Here is a 19767-nt window from a genome sequence, read left to right on the forward strand (position 1 = left end):
AATGACAGAGAAACTGATTATCTATACAGATGGTGCTTCGCGCGGGAATCCCGGCCCTGGCGGCTATGGTGCGGTGCTGATCTGGGGACAAAAAAGAAAGGAACTATCTCAGGGATACCGCCGCACGACCAATAACCGTATGGAGCTCATGGCAGTGATCGCTTCGCTGAAAGCGCTGACCAAAACCGGATTGAATATCGTCGTCCATTCCGATTCGAGCTATGTCGTGAACGCTGTGGAAAAGCGCTGGCTGCAATCCTGGCTGCGCATCGATTTCAAAGGCAAAAAAAATGCAGATCTGTGGAAAGAATACCACAGACTATCTGTGGCACATAATATAAAGCTCGTATGGGTAAAAGGCCATGCGGATAATGTAATGAATAACCGTTGCGATGCACTGGCTACCGCCGCCGCCGATAATGGCCCCTGGCTGGTGGATCAGGGTTTTGAATATGAAGAACAAAATCCTGTATTCGGATAATGAAGATCGCCATCATCGGAGCCGGAGCCGCGGGATGCTTTGCAGCCGCCAATATCCCCGCAAACGCAGGGCATGAGGTACGTGTTTTCGAGAAGACCGGCAAAGCATTGCAGAAAGTAAAGGTGAGCGGTGGCGGACGCTGCAATGTCACACACAACTGCTTCGACATAGAAGAACTTGCCGCGCGGTATCCGAGAGGCAGACAATTTCTGAAAAAAACACTGCACCGGTTCGGGCCTGCCGATACGATACGCTGGTTCGAAAGCCGGGGTGTGCAGCTGAAAGCCGAATCTGACGGACGTATGTTCCCGGTTACCGACGACTCCCAGACCATTATTGACTGTATCTGGAAGGAAATGATGCGCAATGGCGTGCAGGTGCAATACAACAAATCGCTGAACGCTTTGGAAAGCAGGCCCGGCGGATATACACTCCGTTTCGCGGATGGCAGTACTTACGAGGCGGATAAGGTATTGGTCGCCTGCGGCGGTTTCCCGAAAGACGAACAGTATGCATGGCTCAGGGCTATCCCCCAGACAATTGAAACACCCGTTCCTTCTCTTTTTACATTTAATCTTCCCGGCAACCCGGTGACCTCACTAATGGGTATCGCTGCGGAAGTTTCCCTGAAAATAGCCGGAACAAAAATCCGGGAACAGGGTCCGTTGCTGATCACTCACTGGGGATTTTCCGGACCCGCGGTGTTACGCTGCTCAGCCTGGGCTGCGCGCGAACTGCACGATCGCAACTACACATTCACCGTGCTGATCAACTGGCTGAAAGATAAAGACGACGACACATTACGCACCGACATAAAGCGGCTTCGTACGGAAGAAGGCAAACAACTGATCGATCATAAAAGCCCCTTCGGCCTGCCGCGGCGTCTCTGGGAATATTTATTGCAGGAATCCGGCGTTCCCGAACAAACGCGTTGGGCGGATCTGACTGCTGCTCCGCAAAATAAAATGATAGAAAACCTGCTCCGGCAAAGCTTTACCGTAAAAGGAAAGACTACCTTTAAAGAAGAATTCGTGACCTGCGGCGGCGTGCGGCTTAAGGATATCGATCCGGCAACCATGCAAAGCCGGCAACACCCGTCTTTGTATTTTGCCGGGGAAATCACGGATGTGGACGGGATCACCGGCGGCTTTAATTTCCAGAATGCCTGGACCGGTGCCTGGATCGCAGCCCAATCGATGGTCAAAGAAGCATAAATACCATATATACATTATGAACCTCATCGGAAACATCATCTGGCTCATCTGCGGGGGACTGATCAGCGCAGTCGGCTACCTCGTCGGGGGAATCGTACTTTGCGTGACGATTATCGGCATACCGTTCGGACTGCAATGCTTTAAGCTGGCAGGACTCGTGCTGATGCCTTTCGGACGCAAAATCGGCTACGGTAGTGGCAGCTTCGGATGTCTCACCGTTTTTGCAAATATTATCTGGTTGGTTTGCGGCGGACTGCTGACCGCGCTGAATCACATTTTCTGGGGAATTCTGCTGGCGATCACAATTATCGGCATTCCGTTTGCAAGGCAGCATTTCAAATTAGTGGAGGTGTCTATGATGCCATTCGGTAAGCGTATCGACTAATTAAGAGCCGGGGAGACACACGGATGCGCGTTTTTTAGTACTTTAGCGACCACAAAAACAACTTTGTTATTCAACAGATGAAACAAGACGTAGAAATATTCGGACTTATCCGCGAAGAACTGGAGCGCCAACGCCGCGGTCTGGAACTGATTGCTTCTGAAAACTTCACCAGTCTGCAGGTGATGCAGGCCATGGGCAACGTAATGACGAACAAGTATGCCGAGGGATATCCCGGCAAACGCTATTACGGTGGTTGCGAAGTAGTGGATAAAAGTGAGCAACTCGCGATAGATCGCGCCAAACAGGTGTTCGGCGTTGAATATGTAAACGTTCAGCCGCACAGCGGCGCGCAGGCTAATACGGCTGTAATGTTTGCCGTATTAAAACCAGGAGATACGATCCTCGGCCTGGATCTGAGCATGGGAGGACACCTCACGCATGGTTCACCGGTTACCTACTCCGGTAAAATATACCAGGCACATCATTACGGTGTGCGTGCCGAGGACGGTCGTGTAGATTATGATGCACTGGAGCAAAAGGCGCTGGAAGTAAAACCACGTCTGATCATCTGCGGAGCTTCCGCTTACAGCCGCGACTGGGATTATGCCCGCATCCGCGCAGCAGCCGATAAAGTTGGTGCACTCGTACTGGCAGATATTGCACATCCGGCAGGTATGATCGCAGCCGGATTGCTAAACTCACCGTTCGATCATTGTCATTTTGTTACCTCCACCACGCACAAAACATTGCGCGGACCCCGTGGTGGTATCATTATGATGAAAAAGGATTTCGAAAACAACTGGGGCGCCGTGGGTCCGAAAGGAGAAACACGCATGCTGAGCCAGTTGCTGGACCTGGCCGTATTCCCTGGTATTCAGGGCGGACCGCTGGAGCATGTGATTGCCGCAAAAGCAGTTTCATTCTTTGAAATCCTTCAGGATGAATACAAATCATACGCAAAACAAATGCAACTGAATGCTCAGGCTGCCGCTGAAATATTCTTGAATAAAGGATATAACATCGTTTCAGGCGGCACCGACAACCATTTGCTGCTCATTGACCTGCGTAATAAAAATATTTCCGGTAAGAAAGCGGAAAATACGCTGGTAAAAGCGGATATCACCCTGAATAAAAACATGGTTCCGTTTGATGACAAATCTCCGTTCATTACATCCGGCATCCGGGTGGGTGTACCTGCGATCACCACACGCGGACTGAAAGAAAAAGATATGACACAGGTAGTCGAATGGCTGGATAAGGTGCTGACCGCCCCCGATGACGAAACCGTTATCGCCCGGGTACGCGGTGAAGTCAATGAATTTATGACTGCATTCCCACTCTACCCTGAAATGGCCTAGGTCAGGTAAACGTAATCAGCGACCCGGTTGCACATACGCAACCGGGTTTTTTATGGTTTCAAAAAACGTGCCTAAACGTATGAAGCCTATTTCATTTCACTTATATTTGCCTCGCTAAAAAGCCCAATATGCAAGAAGCATCCTTTCTGAAACGCAATGGCCAGACGATCGGAATCGTCATCGGTTTTATCCTCATCGCATTCCTTTACTGCATGCCCCAGTTCCAGGGAAAAAAACTGTACATGCACGACGGGATTTCCTGGGAATCCTCTATACATCAGTTGCAGGCCTATGAAGATTCAACCGGTATTTCCCCGCTCTGGAGCAATGCGATGTTCGGAGGTATGCCTACCTATAATATTTATGTGACAGGAGTAAAAAACTATGTATCATATATACAGTCTGCAGCTGAAAAAGTGGTGCCCTTTCCCGCATCATTGCTCTTCCATGCGATGCTCTGCTTCTTCATTCTTTGCTGCACCTTACGCATCAATAAGTGGATCGGAGCACTGGGTGCGATCGCTTATGCTTTTGCAACCTATAACCCGGAACTGATCGCCTCGGGGCACATCACTAAAATGTACTCAGTTGGTGATATGCCTGGTGTACTGGCTGGCTTCCTGATGATATTCAATGGCAGACGACTCGCAGGAGCTGCGGTGATGGCGCTTTTCATGACCTTACTGGTTGGCCACGCGCATTTCCAGATGGTCTTTTATATGATGATTATATTAGGCGTGGCCGGTATTGGTATTGCAATCAGCGAATTCAAAAACGGCCGGACCAAAAATCTGCTCATCGGTGCGGCAATATCCGTTGCTGTAACCGCGCTTGCATTCGGGCCTTCGTTACCGGTAGTGATGGCAACGCGCGAATACACCGAATACACAATGCGCGGAGGCGCCAGTGAACTTAAAAAACTGAATGGCGGCGAGCAAAAAGTAAACGGCGGATTGGACAAGGAATATGCGTTCCGCTGGAGCAACGGTATCGGCGAAACATTCTGTATCCTCGTTCCTAAATTATACGGAGGCGGAGGTCGCGAGAAACTCGGCACGGGTTCGGAAATGTATAAAACAATGACCAGTGTGGGGGTTCCCGAATCTTCTGCAGAGCAATTCGTTGACAACGCCCCTACCTATTGGGGACCACAGCCATTCCTGGCAGGTCCAATCTATTTCGGAGCCATTATCTGCTTCCTGTTTGTACTGGGTATGTTCATTATCCGCTCCTCCTACAAATGGTGGATACTGGCGGTGTCTGTGATCGCCGTACTGATGTCTACCGGGAAAAACCTGCCCGGGCTCAACTATTTCCTGTTTGATCATCTGCCGTTGTATAATAAATTCCGCGTACCGTCCATGATCCTCGTGATTCCGCAATTGCTGTTCCCGATGGTGGCAGTATGGGCGCTGAATGATATTATCACCAAAAAAGTAAATGGAGAAGAACTGTGGAAGAAGATCAAATTATCTGCAGGCATCACCGGCGGACTCGCATTGATCTTAGGCTTGGGCGGACGTATGTTCTTTGATTTTAAATCATATGACCTGAACCATACCGATGAGCAACTGATGCAGCAATTCCAGGGAAATGCGGAGTTGGGACAACGTGTTGTAAAAGCACTTGCCGATGACCGCGCTTCTATGGCAATGACCAGCGGGATCATGAGCGCATTTTTTATTGCAGCGGCGGCAGCCCTGTTGTGGCTGTTCCTGAAAGACCGTATTAAGAAAGAGGTCGCTATCGGTGGTATCGCATTACTGGTTGCCCTAGATCTCATTCCGCTGGCACACCAATACCTAAACGGCGATAACTTTATGGACATTTCCGAATATGAGGCGCAATTCAACCCGCGTCCGGTGGATGTCGAAATCCTGAAAGATAAAGATCCTTATTATCGCGTGCTGGATATTACCAGGGATGTATATAACGACGCTACTCTTGCGTATCATCATAAACTTGTGGGCGGATACAGCGCGGTAAAAATGGAAGCATACCAGGATCTGATCGATGTGCACCTGAGCGGCCCCTTCAACAGCGAAGTGCTGAACATGCTGAACACGAAATATATTATTTTCGGCGGAGGTCCTAACGGTGCGCCGGCTTATCAGCCTAATCCCGGGGCGGCAGGCAATGCCTGGTTTGTCAATAACATAAAATACGTGAACGACGCCAAAGCCGAAATGGAAGCCATGAAAGCACCCGGTATCGGCGATACGGTTCAGATGCCCGGTTCGTGGCACGCCACGCAGACAGCAATTGTACGCCAGACATTCTCGAAAGAGACCGGCGGAGCACAGACTTTTGTAAAGGACAGCGCAGCATCTGTTAAGCTGGATAAATACGGATTGAATGATATCAGCTTCGTAAGCAATAACAGCCACGACGGCTTCGCTGTATTCTCCGATATCTATTATGATGCAGGATGGAAAGCCTTCATAGATGGCAAAGAAACTCCGATCGTGCGGGCCGATTACGTATTGCGTGGGCTGAAAATTCCGGCCGGCACACATAAGATAGAATTCCGCTTCCATCCGGATTCTTTCTATAAGAACAATACTTATGCCATGATCTCCAGCCTGCTGGTGCTGGTATTGCTCGCCGCTGCGCTGGCAGCGTCTTTCCGGAAGGGCAAAAATGCGACGGAGACGGATAACGGAGCTACAGCAAAATCATAGAATAATTCACCGGCCTTGGCTCACTCTTTGGGATATACGATCAGGAAATGGATGCGTCTGCGCAAAGAGATGAGCTTTGGCTTTTACCTCACCGACTTTTTGTTCCGCCGTATACTGCGGCAAAACAGTAATGTGAGCTGGGCAATACACCACACCAGCACCATTCACTCGCCGGAGAAAATAAAGCGCGGCAGGAATGTATATCCCGGCGATTCTCCCGGTGTGTACATCAATGCCTATAACGGTATCAGCATCGGAGATTACACAAATATTGGTCCTGATGTGGGACTGCTTTCTGTGAACCACGATTTCATTGATAACGACAGGCCGCAGGAAGCTGCGCCCATCAGCATCGGTCGCTTTTGCTGGGTCGGCAAAGGAGCCAATATACTACCTTCAGTGATCCTCGGCGATTTTACAATCGTGGGTGCCGGAGCAGTGGTCACGCAAAGTTTTACCGAAGGGTATTGCGTGATTGCCGGAAATCCTGCGCGGAAAATAAGAGATCTTAATCAACAAGAATGTCTTGAATTTGCAGCCAACAAAGCCACATAAACATACGTTTACGGGAAATGCCGCAGCGTTATTTCTTGCTCGATTGTTTCCTGCACTGGCATTGTTTATTTGCTGGATTGTCGCTTCGCGTTACCTGCATGCTTCCACCTATGGCGTGTACCAGAGTTTCTGGATACAGCTCAGTACGCTTTCTACAGTAGTGAGCCTGGGTTTTCCCACGTTCATTTTCAATTACCCGGGCGATGCAGCCATAAAGATCATCCGGTCTGTACGTCGTAACCACCTGCTGATATACATAGTTTGCGTATTACTGGCTGCACTCATCTTCGCGGCACTGCAACATCACGACGGGCTTAGCCTTGCCGCAGCAATAACACTGCTGCTTTGGGTTGCCTGCAATTTTGTGGAAGCGCTTTTACTGGCTCTACGCGGATTCCGCCCTGCTATTTTTATCAATGGCATTTACGCAGTAATGCTCGTAGCGGTACACGTTTATTTGCTGGAAAACACCTACCCACTCGCGGTCTTATGCGCCGGCATAGCAATTGCTCTCGCATTCCGTGTAACGGCAGGACTGTGGGTATTGCACAGGATACACAGGCGGCATGCCTACGAAGAACACGGACTGGACCTTACGGGACATCAGACGCTCTGGAAACAACTCGCGCTCAACGATACGATACAGGTATTGTTCCGCTGGATCGATAAATTTATTCTGTCGCTGATACTGATGAAAGCAATATTTGCAGTCTATGTAAATGCCAGTATTGAGGTTCCGTTTCTGCCCATACTGTTTGCGGCAGCGACGGGTGCGGCCGTACAGCATTGGGCTTCGGGCAAACCGGAAAACAGGGATAGCCTTTCCGTATTGCATCAGGCTTCGCGACTGCTTGCAGCAATCGTTTTCCCACTGTTTGCATTTCTGATGCTGTTCCGGAACGAGTTTCTGACCACGCTCTTCAGCGCGCATTATGCAAGTGGTGTATGGATCTTCGTCTGTGCGCAACTGGTGCTTCCGCTCAGGGCATTTCCTTTTACCAGCATGCTGCAAAGCCACAAAAGAGGAGATATTATCACACGCGGCGCTGTCTGGGATTTTGTAATTGCGTGTGTGGCTATGTATCCGTTATACCTGTTGCTGGGCTTACCCGGTGTGGCGCTTTCATTTGTATTGAGCACCTACTGGCAGGCTGCATATTACCTGCGTCAGACATCCGATATAAGCGGCATTCCCGTGCGCAAACTGGTGCCTTTCCGTACTCTTATACTGCGTCTTTTGCTGGCACTGACCTGCTTCACTATTTATTATTATCTGCTTCGGCTTGCGTCGCTCAGCATCAATGCAATGTTCCTCTGCGGGGCCGCGCTGTTGCTCATCTATTCAGGCATAGCCCTGTGGCGGGAATGGACAAGCGAAAAGCACTTATAACAAAAATGCCACCGTATTCACGATGGCATTTTTTTATGCGGAAAGATGCTGCAGCATTTCGGCGGTCATCTTTTCGAGATCGAACTCATGCTTCCAGTGCCAGTCTGCACGGGCCGCGGCATCATCGATGCTGGAAGGCCAGGAGTCAGCAATCGCCTGGCGGAAATCCGGTGCATAGCTGATCGAAAAATCGGGAATATGTTTCTGAATAGAGGCGGCAATTTCTGCAGGAGAAAAACTCATGGCAGACAGATTGTATGCCATACGCGATTTGATCTGCTCTTCGGGAGCCTCCATCAGCTCGATCGTCCCACGGATCGCATCGTCCATATACATCATCGGGAGGTAGGTATTTTCAGACAGGAAGCTGGTGTATGCTTTGTGCTTCAGTGCCTCGTGGTAAATCTCCACCGCATAATCCGTAGTACCGCCGCCCGGAGCCGATTTCCAGCTGATCAGACCCGGATAACGCAGCGAGCGCACATCCAGTCCGTAACGACGGTTATAATACTGGCACCACAATTCGCCGGCATATTTACTGATACCGTAAACGGTTGTCGGCTCCACAACTGTCTTTTGCGGAGTATCCTGTTTCGGTGTTGTCGTGCCGAATACAGCGATAGAACTTGGCCAGTAGATTTTTGTGAGCTTCTGTTCCACGCCGAGCTCCAATACCTGGAGCAGGCTGTTCATATTGATATCCCAGGCCTTTAACGGCATTTTCTCACCGGTGGCGGAAAGTAACGCAGCGAGCAGATAAATCTGTGTGATCTTTTCTTTGTTTACGATGTCGGCAACAGCTTTTATATCGGTGGCATCAACGGTATAGTACGGACCGGTTCCGGCCAGTAAAGGATGTACTTCCGGACGCAGGTCGCTGGCCACAACATTACTGTCGCCAAACCGTGCGCGCAAAGCCAGAGTCAGCTCTACACCTATCTGTCCGCAAGCCCCTAAAATCAATATTTTCTCCTGTTTCATGTTTAATTAGTATAGCGGGTGAAAGTACAAATAATTTCAGAATACACCGCAGCGAATTCATACGAAAAACACCTGTCCGGACACTCCCCGGTCTTCCGACGAGATTATTTTATGAATGCATGTAAGCGGAATTCAATGCACACTTTTCCGGGCATTGGAAAAGAAGCTGCAGCAGATTTCATTGTTTGACACTAACGGATTCCGCGCCGGTTCAGTGCATCGTGGTAACGTTTCGCATTATCATAATGCTCCTGCAACGTAGCTGCAAAATTGTGGTAGCCACTGAAATCTTCTTTTGCGCAGAAATAGAGATAAGCAGTTTTTGGTGCATGGAGCACCGCATCTATGCAGCGTGGAGAAGGCGTGCATATCGGTCCGGGAGGAAGACCCGTAACGTAATATGTATTATACGGAGAAGCAAGGCTTGTCTGTACACCGGTGATACGCTTGATCATAAAGTCGCCGTAAGCATACCGTGCGGTAGGATCTGCCTGTAGTTTTATACCGCTGTGCAGACGGTTCAGGTACACACTTGCGATCTTCGGACGTTCGTCATTCATATTGCTTTCTTCTTCCACGATCGAAGCCAGCGTGATCGCCTGCTGCGGCGTAAGTCCAAGATTTTTTGCCTGCGTAATGCGCTCGCTTGTCCAGAACTTCGTGTATTGGCTTGCAATTTTCCGGAACACCTTTTCCGCATTGCTGTTCCAGTAGAACTCGTAAGTATCCGGCATCACAGCGCACATGGCGGTATTGCTGTCGAGTCCGTACTGTGCGAGGAAAACAGGATCGGTCAGCATATGTTTCAATACATTCGTATCTGCTTCCAGATTGCGGGCAATGAGGTTGATGAAATCCTGACGTGTGCGCAGCTTATTAATTACAAGCTTTACGGGTACCTGCCGTCCTGAACCGAGCATCCGGATGATCTGATAGTTGCTCATTCCCTTACGGATTTCATATTTACCGGCCTTTACCTTACCGGTATAACCGCTGCGACGTGCCAGCAGATCGAAACTGCGGATATCGCTTACAAATCCCTGGGCGCTGAGTTCCTGCTTTACATCATCATAAGTGGATCCGGTGCGGATGTACAGATAATGCCCCTGAAAGAACGCTCCTGTATTCGGCTTGAATAAAACCCAGGCGGCAACCAATGCGCAGATGATCAGCAATAAACCCAACAAGCGCAGTACTTTGGCTGCTGCCGACTTCTTCTTTCTTTTAGCACACATAAACGCGGAAAATCACAGGCAATATACAATATAAATACAGTGTCACAGACACAAAAAAGCCGTTGCTTTTATGCAACGGCTTTATCAAAAAAATAGTTTTATTATTTACCGGCAGGCTGTTGCGCACCGTTAGTTGGCTGCTGTGTGGTCTGCGCTTGTTTAGCAGGCTCTTTTACGCGTTTGGGTTTTTCAAAAAAGGTAACGCTTACGATGCACAAAGCAGCAATAATAGCCATGGCATACCAGGTGCCTTTTTCCATTACATCGCTGGATTGCTTTACACCCATGATCTGGGAGCTCATGCTTCCGAAACTTCCGGAAAGGCCACCGCCTTTTGGATTCTGGATCAGCACGAAGAAAGCCAGCACAGCACAGGTGAGGATAATAATAACGGTAAGAAGGGTGATCATATAGAGTGGTCCTTTGTTAAAGTATTAATTTTGTCGGCAAAGTAAGTCTTTTTTTCAGGATTCTGCAAACTTAATTTACGATATATTTCTATAGCTTTTTCGTAATGTCCCTGACGGATATGTATTTCCGCTAAAGGTTCGCTCACCAGCAGGTCCTGCTTGTCGATAGAGCTGATGGCCATTTCGAAAACCGCTTCGGGAATATTGTCATCTTCCTCTCCTACCGCCGCAGCAAGTTTTTCGCGTTGCCAGATAGAGCGCAGCATTGCACGGTCTTCTTCCTCACTGCGTTTCACTTCACTTTTTCTTTTCAGGAACTGCAGCCAGTCTTCAAACTGCATCATCACCAGCAGTGATTTCCCGTCTGAAGAAGTTTCTGTTTCACTTTCCTCCATTGATTCCGGAATAGTGTCGGCAACATCAATTCCCTGATGCTGGAAGTAATTCTCGGTAAACAAAGGTTGTATAAGGGGTATTGTATCTTCAGCTCCCTGGGCAACAGCAAATGGTTCGGACACGATCTCCGGCTCTGCGTCAATTGTCTGTACTTCCACCACTACCCCGGCTTCATCACTTTCCTGCTGTGCCGGACGCATGAGCGCTTCGGTGAGCAGGCTGTGGAACTGAACCCAGTTGCCCGCAAACAGCAGACTGTTGGCAAATGACTCATCCGCCACCTGTTCCTGTTTCATCTGCTGCGACAATTCCATCACACGCAAAGGCATCAGAAAAGGATACTGCTGTAACAGTCCGGCCAGCAGTACAGACTCCTTTTCATTCAGAGCTCTTGGCTGGTCCAGCCATTCAGTTATAAAGCGGATATGTTCATTTTCTACAGTCATAATCGAATTACGTACGGGGCGCCAAAATTACGGATACTTCCGTTACCAGTTCACAAATGCCTTATTAAATATATCATCAGCAAGTTGCGTGCCAATCTCGTCGATCAGTTTTGCCTGCACCGACTGAAGGGTCTGTGAGGCCGGGAAATTCGAGAAGCGGGTGAAGGTCTGGGAAAAACCTGATTTAGGGGTTTTACGGTTTTTGAATTCGACGGAAATGCTGATTGTAAGCTGGTTAAGCGATGCAGTCTGTGAATTCTGTGCTCCCGAAACCGTTACATCGTACGCTGTGATCACTCCCGCAATATCGTAATCCGCATTATCCGAAGAAACCGGTGCCAGGCCTGTCTGCGACAGTATGCGGCTCCGTATTTTATTGTTCAGTGTGGCACTCAGCGATGGTTCCACATTGCGTGCACTATTTTCGAGCGGGTGAAAATTAATGGTTTTACCCTCTACGCTTGCTCCCGTAAAACTATATACGCCGCATGCGCCAAACATCATGCTGCTGACAGCCAGCATCGCCGCGCAAAGCAAAGCAGTCGCTTTAGTCTTTAATATCATATTCTTTAATCTTTCGGTAAAGTGTGCGCTCAGATATGCCTAACTCCTGTGCCGCGTCCCTGCGACGATTTTTATGCTTTTTCAAAGCTTTGATAATAAACTCTTTTTCGCGATCACTTAAAGCAAGGGTTTCCTCCACCTCTTCATGATGATCCACCGTATCAGTTGCGTTGGGATAGTAAAGCGGATTGGCAGGCAGGTAAGGTCCTGCAATGATCGGGGTTACATTTTCCGCAGGATGCGTAAATGTAGTGGTTCCGGCAGGAGCAAAACTTTCTGCGTTCAGGTTTACGTTCTGGCCCCGCGACAATTCAAACACAAGTTGCTTCAGATCGTTCAGGTCTTTGCGCATCTCGTAGAAAAGTTTGTAGAAAATATCGCGCTCCGTATCGGTAAGCGGTTCTGAGTGATGAATTCCCGCCGCCGCAGCAGGCATCAGCGCCATACCGGTATTGTGATCATTCGCAGCTGGCAGGAATCGCTGCAATACATCTGCAGATACAACAGGTTCTTCCGAGAGGACCGATATCTGCTCTGCAATATTTTTCAGCTCGCGGATATTACCCGGCCATTTATAACTCAGCAACAGCTGATTGGCACCGGAATCCAGCTGGATGACCTTGGTGCGGTATTTTTCGGCAAAGTCCGTTGCAAACTTGCGGAACAAAACCGGAATGTCTTCCTGCCGCTCGCGCAATGCGGGCACCCTGATGGGTACGGTACTCAGTCGGTAATACAGGTCCTGACGGAATTTTCCCTGACGGGTAAGATCCAGCAGATCCTTATTGGTTGCGGCGATCACACGAACATTCGCCTTCTGCACTTTGGAAGAACCCACCCGGATATACTCACCCGTTTCGAGCATACGCAACAGTCGGGCCTGTGTTCCGAGCGGCATCTCCCCTATCTCATCAAGGAAAATCGTACCGCCGTTCACCGTTTCAAAGTAGCCCTTACGACTATCTACCGCGCCGGTAAAGGCACCCTTCTCATGCCCGAACAATTCACTGTCGATCGTCCCTTCGGGGATCGCACCGCAGTTTACAGCAATAAAGGGATTGTGTTTGCGCGCCGAAAGCGAATGAATGATCTGGGAGAATATCTCCTTACCTACCCCGCTTTCGCCGACTATCAAAACGGTAAGATCGGTGCCCGCCACCTGCTCTGCCACATGCAGTGCATGGTTCAGACCAGCCGAGTTACCTATAATACCAAAACGATTCTTAATACTTTGCAATTCCATAAATGCACCATTTTACAGACGCACGATCTCGCCGATCAGCGTGGCTGATGTGGCTGATATAATGCGTACCGTGCAATAATCTCCTTTCTGTAAAGGATAATTTTCTTTCGGGAACACCACCATTTTGTTCTGGCTGTTCCGTCCGTTCCAGCTCAGGTCGCTGCGCTTGCTCACACCTTCGATCAACACCTTGTATTCTTTACCCACACATTGCTGATGGTCTTCCTGGGAATGACGGCGATGAGCGACAATGATCTCTTCGAGGCGTCTTTTCTTCACTTCATCGGTTACATCGTCTTCATAACGGCGCGCAGCCAATGTTCCGGGGCGTTCGCTGTAACTGTACATATAGGCGAGCGGGAACCTGCAGTATTCCATCAGACTCAGGGTATCCTGATGATCTTCTTCCGTTTCCGTACAGAAGCCGCTGATAATATCGGTAGTAATGTCGCAGTCCGGAATGATCTCCCGGATACGGTTGAATTTACTCAGATACCATTCCCTGGTGTAGGTACGGTTCATCATCTGCAATATACGGGTGTTACCGCTTTGCACCGGCAGGTGAATACAGTTGCAGATGTTTTCGTATTTCGCCATTGTGAACAGCACGTCATCCGTAATGTCTTTCGGATGAGAGGTACTGAAGCGAACCCTCAGTCGCGGATCGATCAGCGCGACACGCTCCAGCAAAGCTGCGAAGGTTACCGCCTGACTCTGATCCAGGCTTTCAGATGGTGTGTAATGGTAGGAATCGACGTTCTGACCGAGCAGTGTAATATCCCGGTATCCTGCTTCGAACAATTCGCGGCATTCTGCAACGATGCTGTCTGCATCGCGGCTGCGTTCGCGGCCACGTGTAAACGGTACTACACAGAAGGTGCACATATTATTGCAACCACGCATAATGCTTACAAACGCACATACGCCGTTGTTGTCCAGTCGCACCGGCGCAATATCCGCATAGGTCTCGTCACGGCTCAGCAATACATTCACTGCTTTTTGTCCGCCGCTCGCCTCCTGTATCAGGGAAGGCAGCGCACGGTAAGCGTCCGGACCAATCACCATATCCACTAATTTCTCCTCCTCGAGCAATTTCGCTTTCAGCCGCTCCGCCATACATCCCAGCACACCAATCAGCATACCGGGGCGTTTGTTTTTTTCATGACGGAATGCGGTAAGCCTGTTCCGCACGGTCTGCTCCGCCTTTTCGCGGATAGAACACGTGTTGATCAGCAGAAGGTCGGCTTCTTTCATTTCCATTGTGGCACCATATCCTTCATCTTTCAGAATGGAAGCAACAATTTCGCTGTCGCTGAAGTTCATCGCACAGCCATAACTCTCTATGTAAAACTTTTTGGAATAGGACTTTTCGTCAGACAAATCGGGCGCAATGGCAGTCCCTTGTACAGATTCATCGATTTTTTTAACAAATATATCAGGCATCTACTGCAATCAGATTTTACACAAAGATAAGATTTTGCAGTACATTTAGCCCCTCAAATCGCACAAACTAATGTTTAAACGACTGCATTTCCGGGCCTTATTGCTGTTTTGCTGTTTCTGGGCTGTACGGGCCGGAGCGCAAGGCATCCAAAATCCCACGCATTGGGAATATGCAGCGGTGAAACAAGGTGAGGGTACCTATGAAATACGCATCAGCCTGAAACTCGATAAGGGCTGGCATATATGGGCAATCGACCCTCAGGGAGACGGCATGCAGATACCCCCTACATTTAAGATAGAGAGCGGACCCGACGGAAAGGATGCGCCTGTTTTCAAGGAAACGGGCAAAAAGCATCTGGAATCCATGGAGGGTATCGATAAGCCTGTTGCATTTTACAGCGACTCGGTTACGTATAGCGCAATGATCAGATCCAAAGCAGGGAATATCGTCAAAGGAACACATACCTATCAGGTGTGCAACGATATGATCTGCCTCCCCCCAACCACAATCCCCTTTACCATCAAACTGCCATAATCATCTTTAAAAACCTATTGTACAAACATTCACGATTATAATGACCCGTTTAATCCGCTTTTGCGCATTTGCGCTGACGCTACTGCTGTCTCTTAACGGGATGGCCGAGATTGTAAAAGATCCTACTACCTGGACGTTCGAGGTAAGCAGGAAATCTGAAGGTAAATATGAGCTCACGTTTCACCTGAAACTTTCAGAGCACTGGCATATATGGTCGATCAATCCCGGTGGAGACGGCCTGCAGCTGCCTCCAAGTTTCAAGTTCAAAAAAGATCCTTCTGTAAAACTGATCGGCAAGATCCGCGAATCCGGAAAGCGGATTACGGAAACAATGGATGGCGTGGACGGTCCTGTGAGCTATTTCCTGAATAAGGTAGACTACATTCAAACGGTTGAAGTCACCAAAAACGGAATGATAAAGGGGGAATGGACCTATCAGGTATGCGACGAATCCATGTGCCTGCCTCCTACCACCAAAGATTTTTCTTTCACGATCGATGACCCCGCACTGGCAAGCGCCGACACTGCCCGCACGGTCCTCAACGATACCGGAAATGTGGCTGTCGCAAGCGTTCAGGCGCCGGCAACACCATCCGGCAACACACCGGCCGATACCGCAAAACAAGCGGGCACCGAAGATAAAAAAGAAGCGGGTAATCCGGTGCCGGAATCACTCTGGCTGATCTTCCTCGGCGGATTAGGTGCGGGTCTTGCCGCAGTAGTTACTCCCTGTATCTATTCGATGATACCGATTACCGTTTCCTTCTTCACGAAAAAAAGCAAGGACAGGAAAACGGGTATCACCAATGCATTGGTTTATTCATTTTCGATCATTTTCATTTTCGCAATCCTTGGTATGGCGATCATCGCCATATTCGGTGCCAATGCGTTAAATAGTCTGTCCACACACTGGATCCCGAACCTGATTTTCTTCGCGATCTTCCTGTTATTCGCATTTTCATTCCTAGGGGCGTTTGAACTTACGCTACCCTCTTCCTGGACGAGCAGGGTGGATTCCAAAGCGAATACGAACAGCTACTCAGGAATTTTCTTCATGGCGCTGACGCTGGTGATTGTATCTTTCTCCTGTACTTCCGCATTCATCGGAGGTATTGCGGTGCTTGCTGCAAAAGGAGGTTTCTGGGGACCCCTGGTGGGATTCTCCAGTTTCGGACTTGGCATCGCGTTTCCATTTGCTTTATTCGCCATGTTCCCTTCTTACCTCAAAAACCTGGAGAAACCCGGCGGATGGCAGAATGCGGTGAAAGTGACGCTCGGTTTTATAGAACTGGCACTCGCTCTGAAATTCCTCTCCAATGCCGACCTCGCAAAAGGATGGCGTCTGCTCGACCGTGAGATCTTCATCGGCATATGGGTGGTACTTTCTATTTTATTGGGTATGTATCTTTTGGGTAAACTGCGGTTCAGCCATGACGACGATTTACCGAAAAACATGTTCGGCATTCCGTACGTATCTGTTCCGCGACTGCTGCTGGCGATCAGTGCTTTCAGTTTTGCGATTTATCTTGTACCCGGCATGTGGGGTGCGCCGCTCAAAGCCGTGAGTTCATTCGTTCCGCCAATGGGCACCCAGGATTTCATTGCAACGGGCGGATCGGCTCCTGCTGCTCATGCTGTTGCGGAAGGTGTTACCGCCCCTTCAAAGTATGTTGAGAAACTGAAGATCTATGAACCGGAAGCCGCAAAAAAATTCGGTCTTGTAACCTATTATGATCTTGAAGAAGCGAAAGCCGCAGCGAAAATATTGAAGAAGCCGCTGATGCTGGACTTCACGGGTATCAACTGTATCAATTGTCGCAAGATGGAAGGACAGGTGTGGAGCGACCCCGAAGTGATGAAGCGCATGAAAGAGGACTTCGTTGTGGTTTCACTCTACGTGGATTTCAACAATGAGGAGCTTCCCGAAGCACAACGGTACGTGGCACAATCGGGTTCCAAGATCACGACGGTAGGCAACAAAAATGCTGATTACCAGGTAACACGTTTCGGCTCCAATGCACAACCATTGTATTTCTTTGTTGATGTCGACGATCATCAGCTGGCGGAGAAAGGCTATCCCTATGATCCGAATATCGACAAGTTCATCGCACATCTGGACGCGGTAAAAGCAAAGTATAAAGAATTGAACCCTTAACCGGGAAGATCGTTTTTTAGGATAAACACCTAACAATGACACAGGAAATACAATTACTGCTGTCGCCTGAAGAGGCGGCAAACGAGACATCCGTTCAGCGGGCCCTGGAACGACAATCCGGCCTGTCCGCCGCCCGTATAGGTGGCTATCACATTATACGCAGATCCATAGACGCAAGAGGCAAATCCGTAAGGATACAGTTGTTATTGCGCGTCTTCATCGATGAACCGCATCAGGAGCCCGGCTCCTTTGATCCGGAATGGCAGGATGTAAGCAGGGCTGCACCCGTTCTTATAGTCGGTGCCGGACCGGCGGGCCTGTTCGCCGCCATGCGGCTGATAGCACTTGGTCTGAAGCCAATAGTGATCGAACGCGGCAAAGATGTACGAAGCCGGCGCCGCGATCTGGCACATATGAACCGTACCGGTAGCGTGAATCCCGAATCCAATTATTGTTTCGGCGAAGGAGGTGCGGGTACCTACAGTGACGGCAAGCTGTACACCCGTTCCACCAAACGCGGCGATGTAAAACGGATCCTGAACCTTTTCGTGCATTTCGGAGCCAACCCGGAAATTCTGATCGATGCTCATCCGCACATCGGCACCAACAAACTGCCGGATATTATCACCGCTATGCGCGAGCAGATCATCGAGTGCGGCGGCGAGGTACATTTCGATGCACGGCTCACAGACATTCATCTTGCAGACAATGCCGTACAGGGCATCCGCACCGCCGATGGCCGATATTTTGAAGGACATCAGCTCATTCTGGCCACCGGCCATTCCGCACGGGATATTTTTACTTTGCTCGACCAAAAAGGTATTCTTATAGAAGCAAAGCCTTTTGCACTGGGTGTTCGTATCGAACATCCGCAGGCACTTATCGACAGTATTCAGTACCATTGCTCCTACCGCAACGAACATCTGCCCCCGGCTTCTTACTCACTCGTGAGTCAGGAAAACGGCCGCGGTGTATTCAGCTTCTGCATGTGTCCGGGCGGCATCATCGCTCCGGCATCCACTGCACCCGGAGAAGTGGTGGTGAACGGATGGAGCCCTTCCAAACGCAACAATCCTTTTGCCAATTCAGGAACCGTGGTGGCTGTAGACCTCCCGGATTTTGCACGCTACGGCTTTAAAGGCAATCTTGCAGGCATGTACTTCCAGCAGATGGTGGAACAGGAATGCTTCCGTGCCGGCGGTGGCGGACTCATAGCTCCGGCACAGCGCATGGTGGATTTTGCCAACAATAAAAGTTCGGCCACACTGCCCGATTGCTCCTATATTCCCGGCATCACCAGCGTTTCGCTCGCAGCAATCCTTCCCAAAGAAGTAAGCGCCAGTCTGCGGAAAGGTGTGCAGAGCTTCGGAAAAAAAATGAAAGGTTACTATACCAATGAAGCGGTATTGGTAGCCACCGAATCCAGAACAAGCAGTCCGGTACGTATCCCGCGTGACAAAGACTCGCTGGAGCATCCGCAGATCACCGGTTTATACCCGTGTGCTGAGGGAGCGGGTTATGCCGGAGGAATTGTCTCCGCCGCGATAGACGGAGAACGCTGCGCAGAAATGGCTGCTGCAGCGCAAAAGGAAGTCCGCCCGTAAAGGCGGACTTCCGTGTACTACCAGAAAAAAACAAAAACTATTCTTTATCCTCCGTGCTTGCGAGGCCGAGGAAGTAATTGTTGGTTGCAGCTCCCCAGTATGGCTTTGTGATATCAGTGTCTGTACGGGCCGCAAACAGGCTTTTCGCCTTTTCGAAATAAGGCAATGCCGTTTTCTTACCCCCTCCGAACATGGCCGGTGTATAGAACTTCGCAATACCGCGCAGGAGATAAATGCGTGGATTATCGGGGTTCAGTTGTTTTGCATTATCAAGATTTTCCTCAAATACCTTGCCGTATTTCTGCCAGCGGCTTTTGGGATCCACACCCAAACGCGCATTCGCGATCATTGCTTTCATCACATACGTCTCATCGTTGTCTTTACCCAGGACGCTTACGGCCTGACTGATATAGGTGTCCGCATCGTCCAGCCACAGATCGCGCTTTGCGCCATCCGATTCGTTGTAGGTAAGTCCTACTTTGCCATACGCGGCATAATAGGCAGCCAGCCATTCGCCATCGAATTTCTTCGCGATCAGGTTCAGCTTGTTGCTGGCCTCAAGCTTTTTCTCCTGCACGCGTGTGGTGTCAAAAGCTTCAAATGTTTTCGATAATACGTCGGTGAATTGCTGCGCCATTGCAGATACACTGAGCATCAGGGCTGCTCCGGCCATCAGGAAACTTTTTTTCAT

General features: G+C 49.5%; 18 protein-coding genes. 10 read left to right on the plus strand and 8 right to left on the minus strand.

The window, feature by feature from the left end; all coding sequences use genetic code 11:
• Position 1: 1 nt before the first annotated feature.
• The 7 genes from rnhA to ABD846_RS08455 all read left to right on the plus strand — a co-directional run bounded on the left by rnhA (position 2) and on the right by ABD846_RS08455 (position 8064).
• A complete protein-coding gene (rnhA, locus tag ABD846_RS08425) occupies positions 2–481 on the plus strand; it encodes a ribonuclease HI (protein ID WP_344825207.1) in 480 nt (159 codons plus the stop codon).
• Positions 481–1695 (plus strand): BaiN/RdsA family NAD(P)/FAD-dependent oxidoreductase, encoded by a 1215-nt coding sequence (locus ABD846_RS08430; RefSeq protein ID WP_344825210.1) that lies wholly within the window; start codon positions 481–483, stop codon positions 1693–1695. The genes rnhA and ABD846_RS08430 overlap by 1 nt, the downstream gene beginning before the upstream one ends.
• A gap of 16 nt (positions 1696–1711) precedes the next feature.
• Positions 1712–2080, plus strand: coding sequence for a YccF domain-containing protein (locus tag ABD846_RS08435; protein WP_344825213.1), 369 nt, complete (start codon positions 1712–1714; stop codon positions 2078–2080).
• 77 nt (positions 2081–2157) lie between these two features.
• Positions 2158–3438: a serine hydroxymethyltransferase gene (locus ABD846_RS08440; RefSeq protein WP_344825216.1), complete on the plus strand. Its 1281-nt coding sequence runs from the start codon at positions 2158–2160 to the stop codon at positions 3436–3438.
• A 128-nt stretch (positions 3439–3566) separates the two neighbouring features.
• On the plus strand, positions 3567–6119 hold the full coding sequence (locus ABD846_RS08445) for a YfhO family protein (protein ID WP_344825219.1): 2553 nt from the start codon (positions 3567–3569) through the stop codon (positions 6117–6119).
• A 15-nt stretch (positions 6120–6134) separates the two neighbouring features.
• Positions 6135–6674: an acyltransferase gene (locus ABD846_RS08450; RefSeq protein WP_344825222.1), complete on the plus strand. Its 540-nt coding sequence runs from the start codon at positions 6135–6137 to the stop codon at positions 6672–6674.
• A 43-nt stretch (positions 6675–6717) separates the two neighbouring features.
• Complete coding sequence (locus tag ABD846_RS08455) at positions 6718–8064, plus strand: lipopolysaccharide biosynthesis protein (protein ID WP_344825225.1); 1347 nt, start codon at positions 6718–6720, stop codon at positions 8062–8064.
• Between the two features lie 33 nt (positions 8065–8097).
• On the opposite strand, the gene ABD846_RS08460 is transcribed toward ABD846_RS08455, so the two are convergent.
• The 7 genes from ABD846_RS08460 to miaB all read right to left on the minus strand — a co-directional run bounded on the left by ABD846_RS08460 (position 8098) and on the right by miaB (position 14782).
• Positions 8098–9045 (minus strand): NAD-dependent epimerase/dehydratase family protein, encoded by a 948-nt coding sequence (locus ABD846_RS08460; RefSeq protein WP_344825228.1) that lies wholly within the window; start codon positions 9043–9045, stop codon positions 8098–8100.
• 191 nt (positions 9046–9236) lie between these two features.
• Positions 9237–10280: an endolytic transglycosylase MltG gene (mltG, locus tag ABD846_RS08465; protein ID WP_344825231.1), complete on the minus strand. Its 1044-nt coding sequence runs from the start codon at positions 10278–10280 to the stop codon at positions 9237–9239.
• Positions 10281–10381: 101 nt separating this feature from the next.
• Positions 10382–10690 carry a preprotein translocase subunit SecG gene (gene secG / locus ABD846_RS08470; protein ID WP_344825234.1) on the minus strand — a complete coding sequence of 103 codons (309 nt, stop codon included), beginning with the start codon at positions 10688–10690 and terminating at the stop codon, positions 10382–10384.
• Positions 10687–11532 (minus strand): hypothetical protein, encoded by an 846-nt coding sequence (locus tag ABD846_RS08475; protein ID WP_344825238.1) that lies wholly within the window; start codon positions 11530–11532, stop codon positions 10687–10689. The genes secG and ABD846_RS08475 overlap by 4 nt, the downstream gene beginning before the upstream one ends.
• Before the next feature lie 42 nt (positions 11533–11574).
• On the minus strand, positions 11575–12096 hold the full coding sequence (lptE, locus tag ABD846_RS08480; RefSeq protein WP_344825241.1) for an LPS assembly lipoprotein LptE: 522 nt from the start codon (positions 12094–12096) through the stop codon (positions 11575–11577).
• Positions 12080–13339 carry a sigma-54 interaction domain-containing protein gene (locus tag ABD846_RS08485; protein WP_344825244.1) on the minus strand — a complete coding sequence of 420 codons (1260 nt, stop codon included), beginning with the start codon at positions 13337–13339 and terminating at the stop codon, positions 12080–12082. The genes lptE and ABD846_RS08485 overlap by 17 nt, the downstream gene beginning before the upstream one ends.
• A 12-nt stretch (positions 13340–13351) precedes the next feature.
• On the minus strand, positions 13352–14782 hold the full coding sequence (gene miaB / locus ABD846_RS08490; RefSeq protein ID WP_344825247.1) for a tRNA (N6-isopentenyl adenosine(37)-C2)-methylthiotransferase MiaB: 1431 nt from the start codon (positions 14780–14782) through the stop codon (positions 13352–13354).
• Between the two features lie 70 nt (positions 14783–14852).
• Here miaB and ABD846_RS08495 point away from each other — a divergent pair, with 70 nt between their 5' ends.
• Genes ABD846_RS08495 through ABD846_RS08505 form a run of 3 tightly spaced genes read left to right on the plus strand, consistent with a single transcriptional unit; the run spans position 14853 to position 19076 of the window.
• On the plus strand, positions 14853–15317 hold the full coding sequence (locus ABD846_RS08495; protein ID WP_344825250.1) for a protein-disulfide reductase DsbD domain-containing protein: 465 nt from the start codon (positions 14853–14855) through the stop codon (positions 15315–15317).
• A 40-nt stretch (positions 15318–15357) separates the two neighbouring features.
• Positions 15358–17472 (plus strand): protein-disulfide reductase DsbD family protein, encoded by a 2115-nt coding sequence (locus tag ABD846_RS08500; protein WP_344825253.1) that lies wholly within the window; start codon positions 15358–15360, stop codon positions 17470–17472.
• 35 nt (positions 17473–17507) lie between these two features.
• Positions 17508–19076 (plus strand): NAD(P)/FAD-dependent oxidoreductase, encoded by a 1569-nt coding sequence (locus ABD846_RS08505; RefSeq protein WP_344825255.1) that lies wholly within the window; start codon positions 17508–17510, stop codon positions 19074–19076.
• Positions 19077–19113: 37 nt separating this feature from the next.
• On the opposite strand, the gene ABD846_RS08510 is transcribed toward ABD846_RS08505, so the two are convergent.
• Positions 19114–19767, minus strand: coding sequence for a hypothetical protein (locus tag ABD846_RS08510; RefSeq protein WP_344825258.1), 654 nt, complete (start codon positions 19765–19767; stop codon positions 19114–19116).

It is taken from the genome of Rurimicrobium arvi, from assembly GCF_039540495.1.
Classification (GTDB): Bacteria; Bacteroidota; Bacteroidia; order Chitinophagales; family Chitinophagaceae; genus Rurimicrobium; species Rurimicrobium arvi.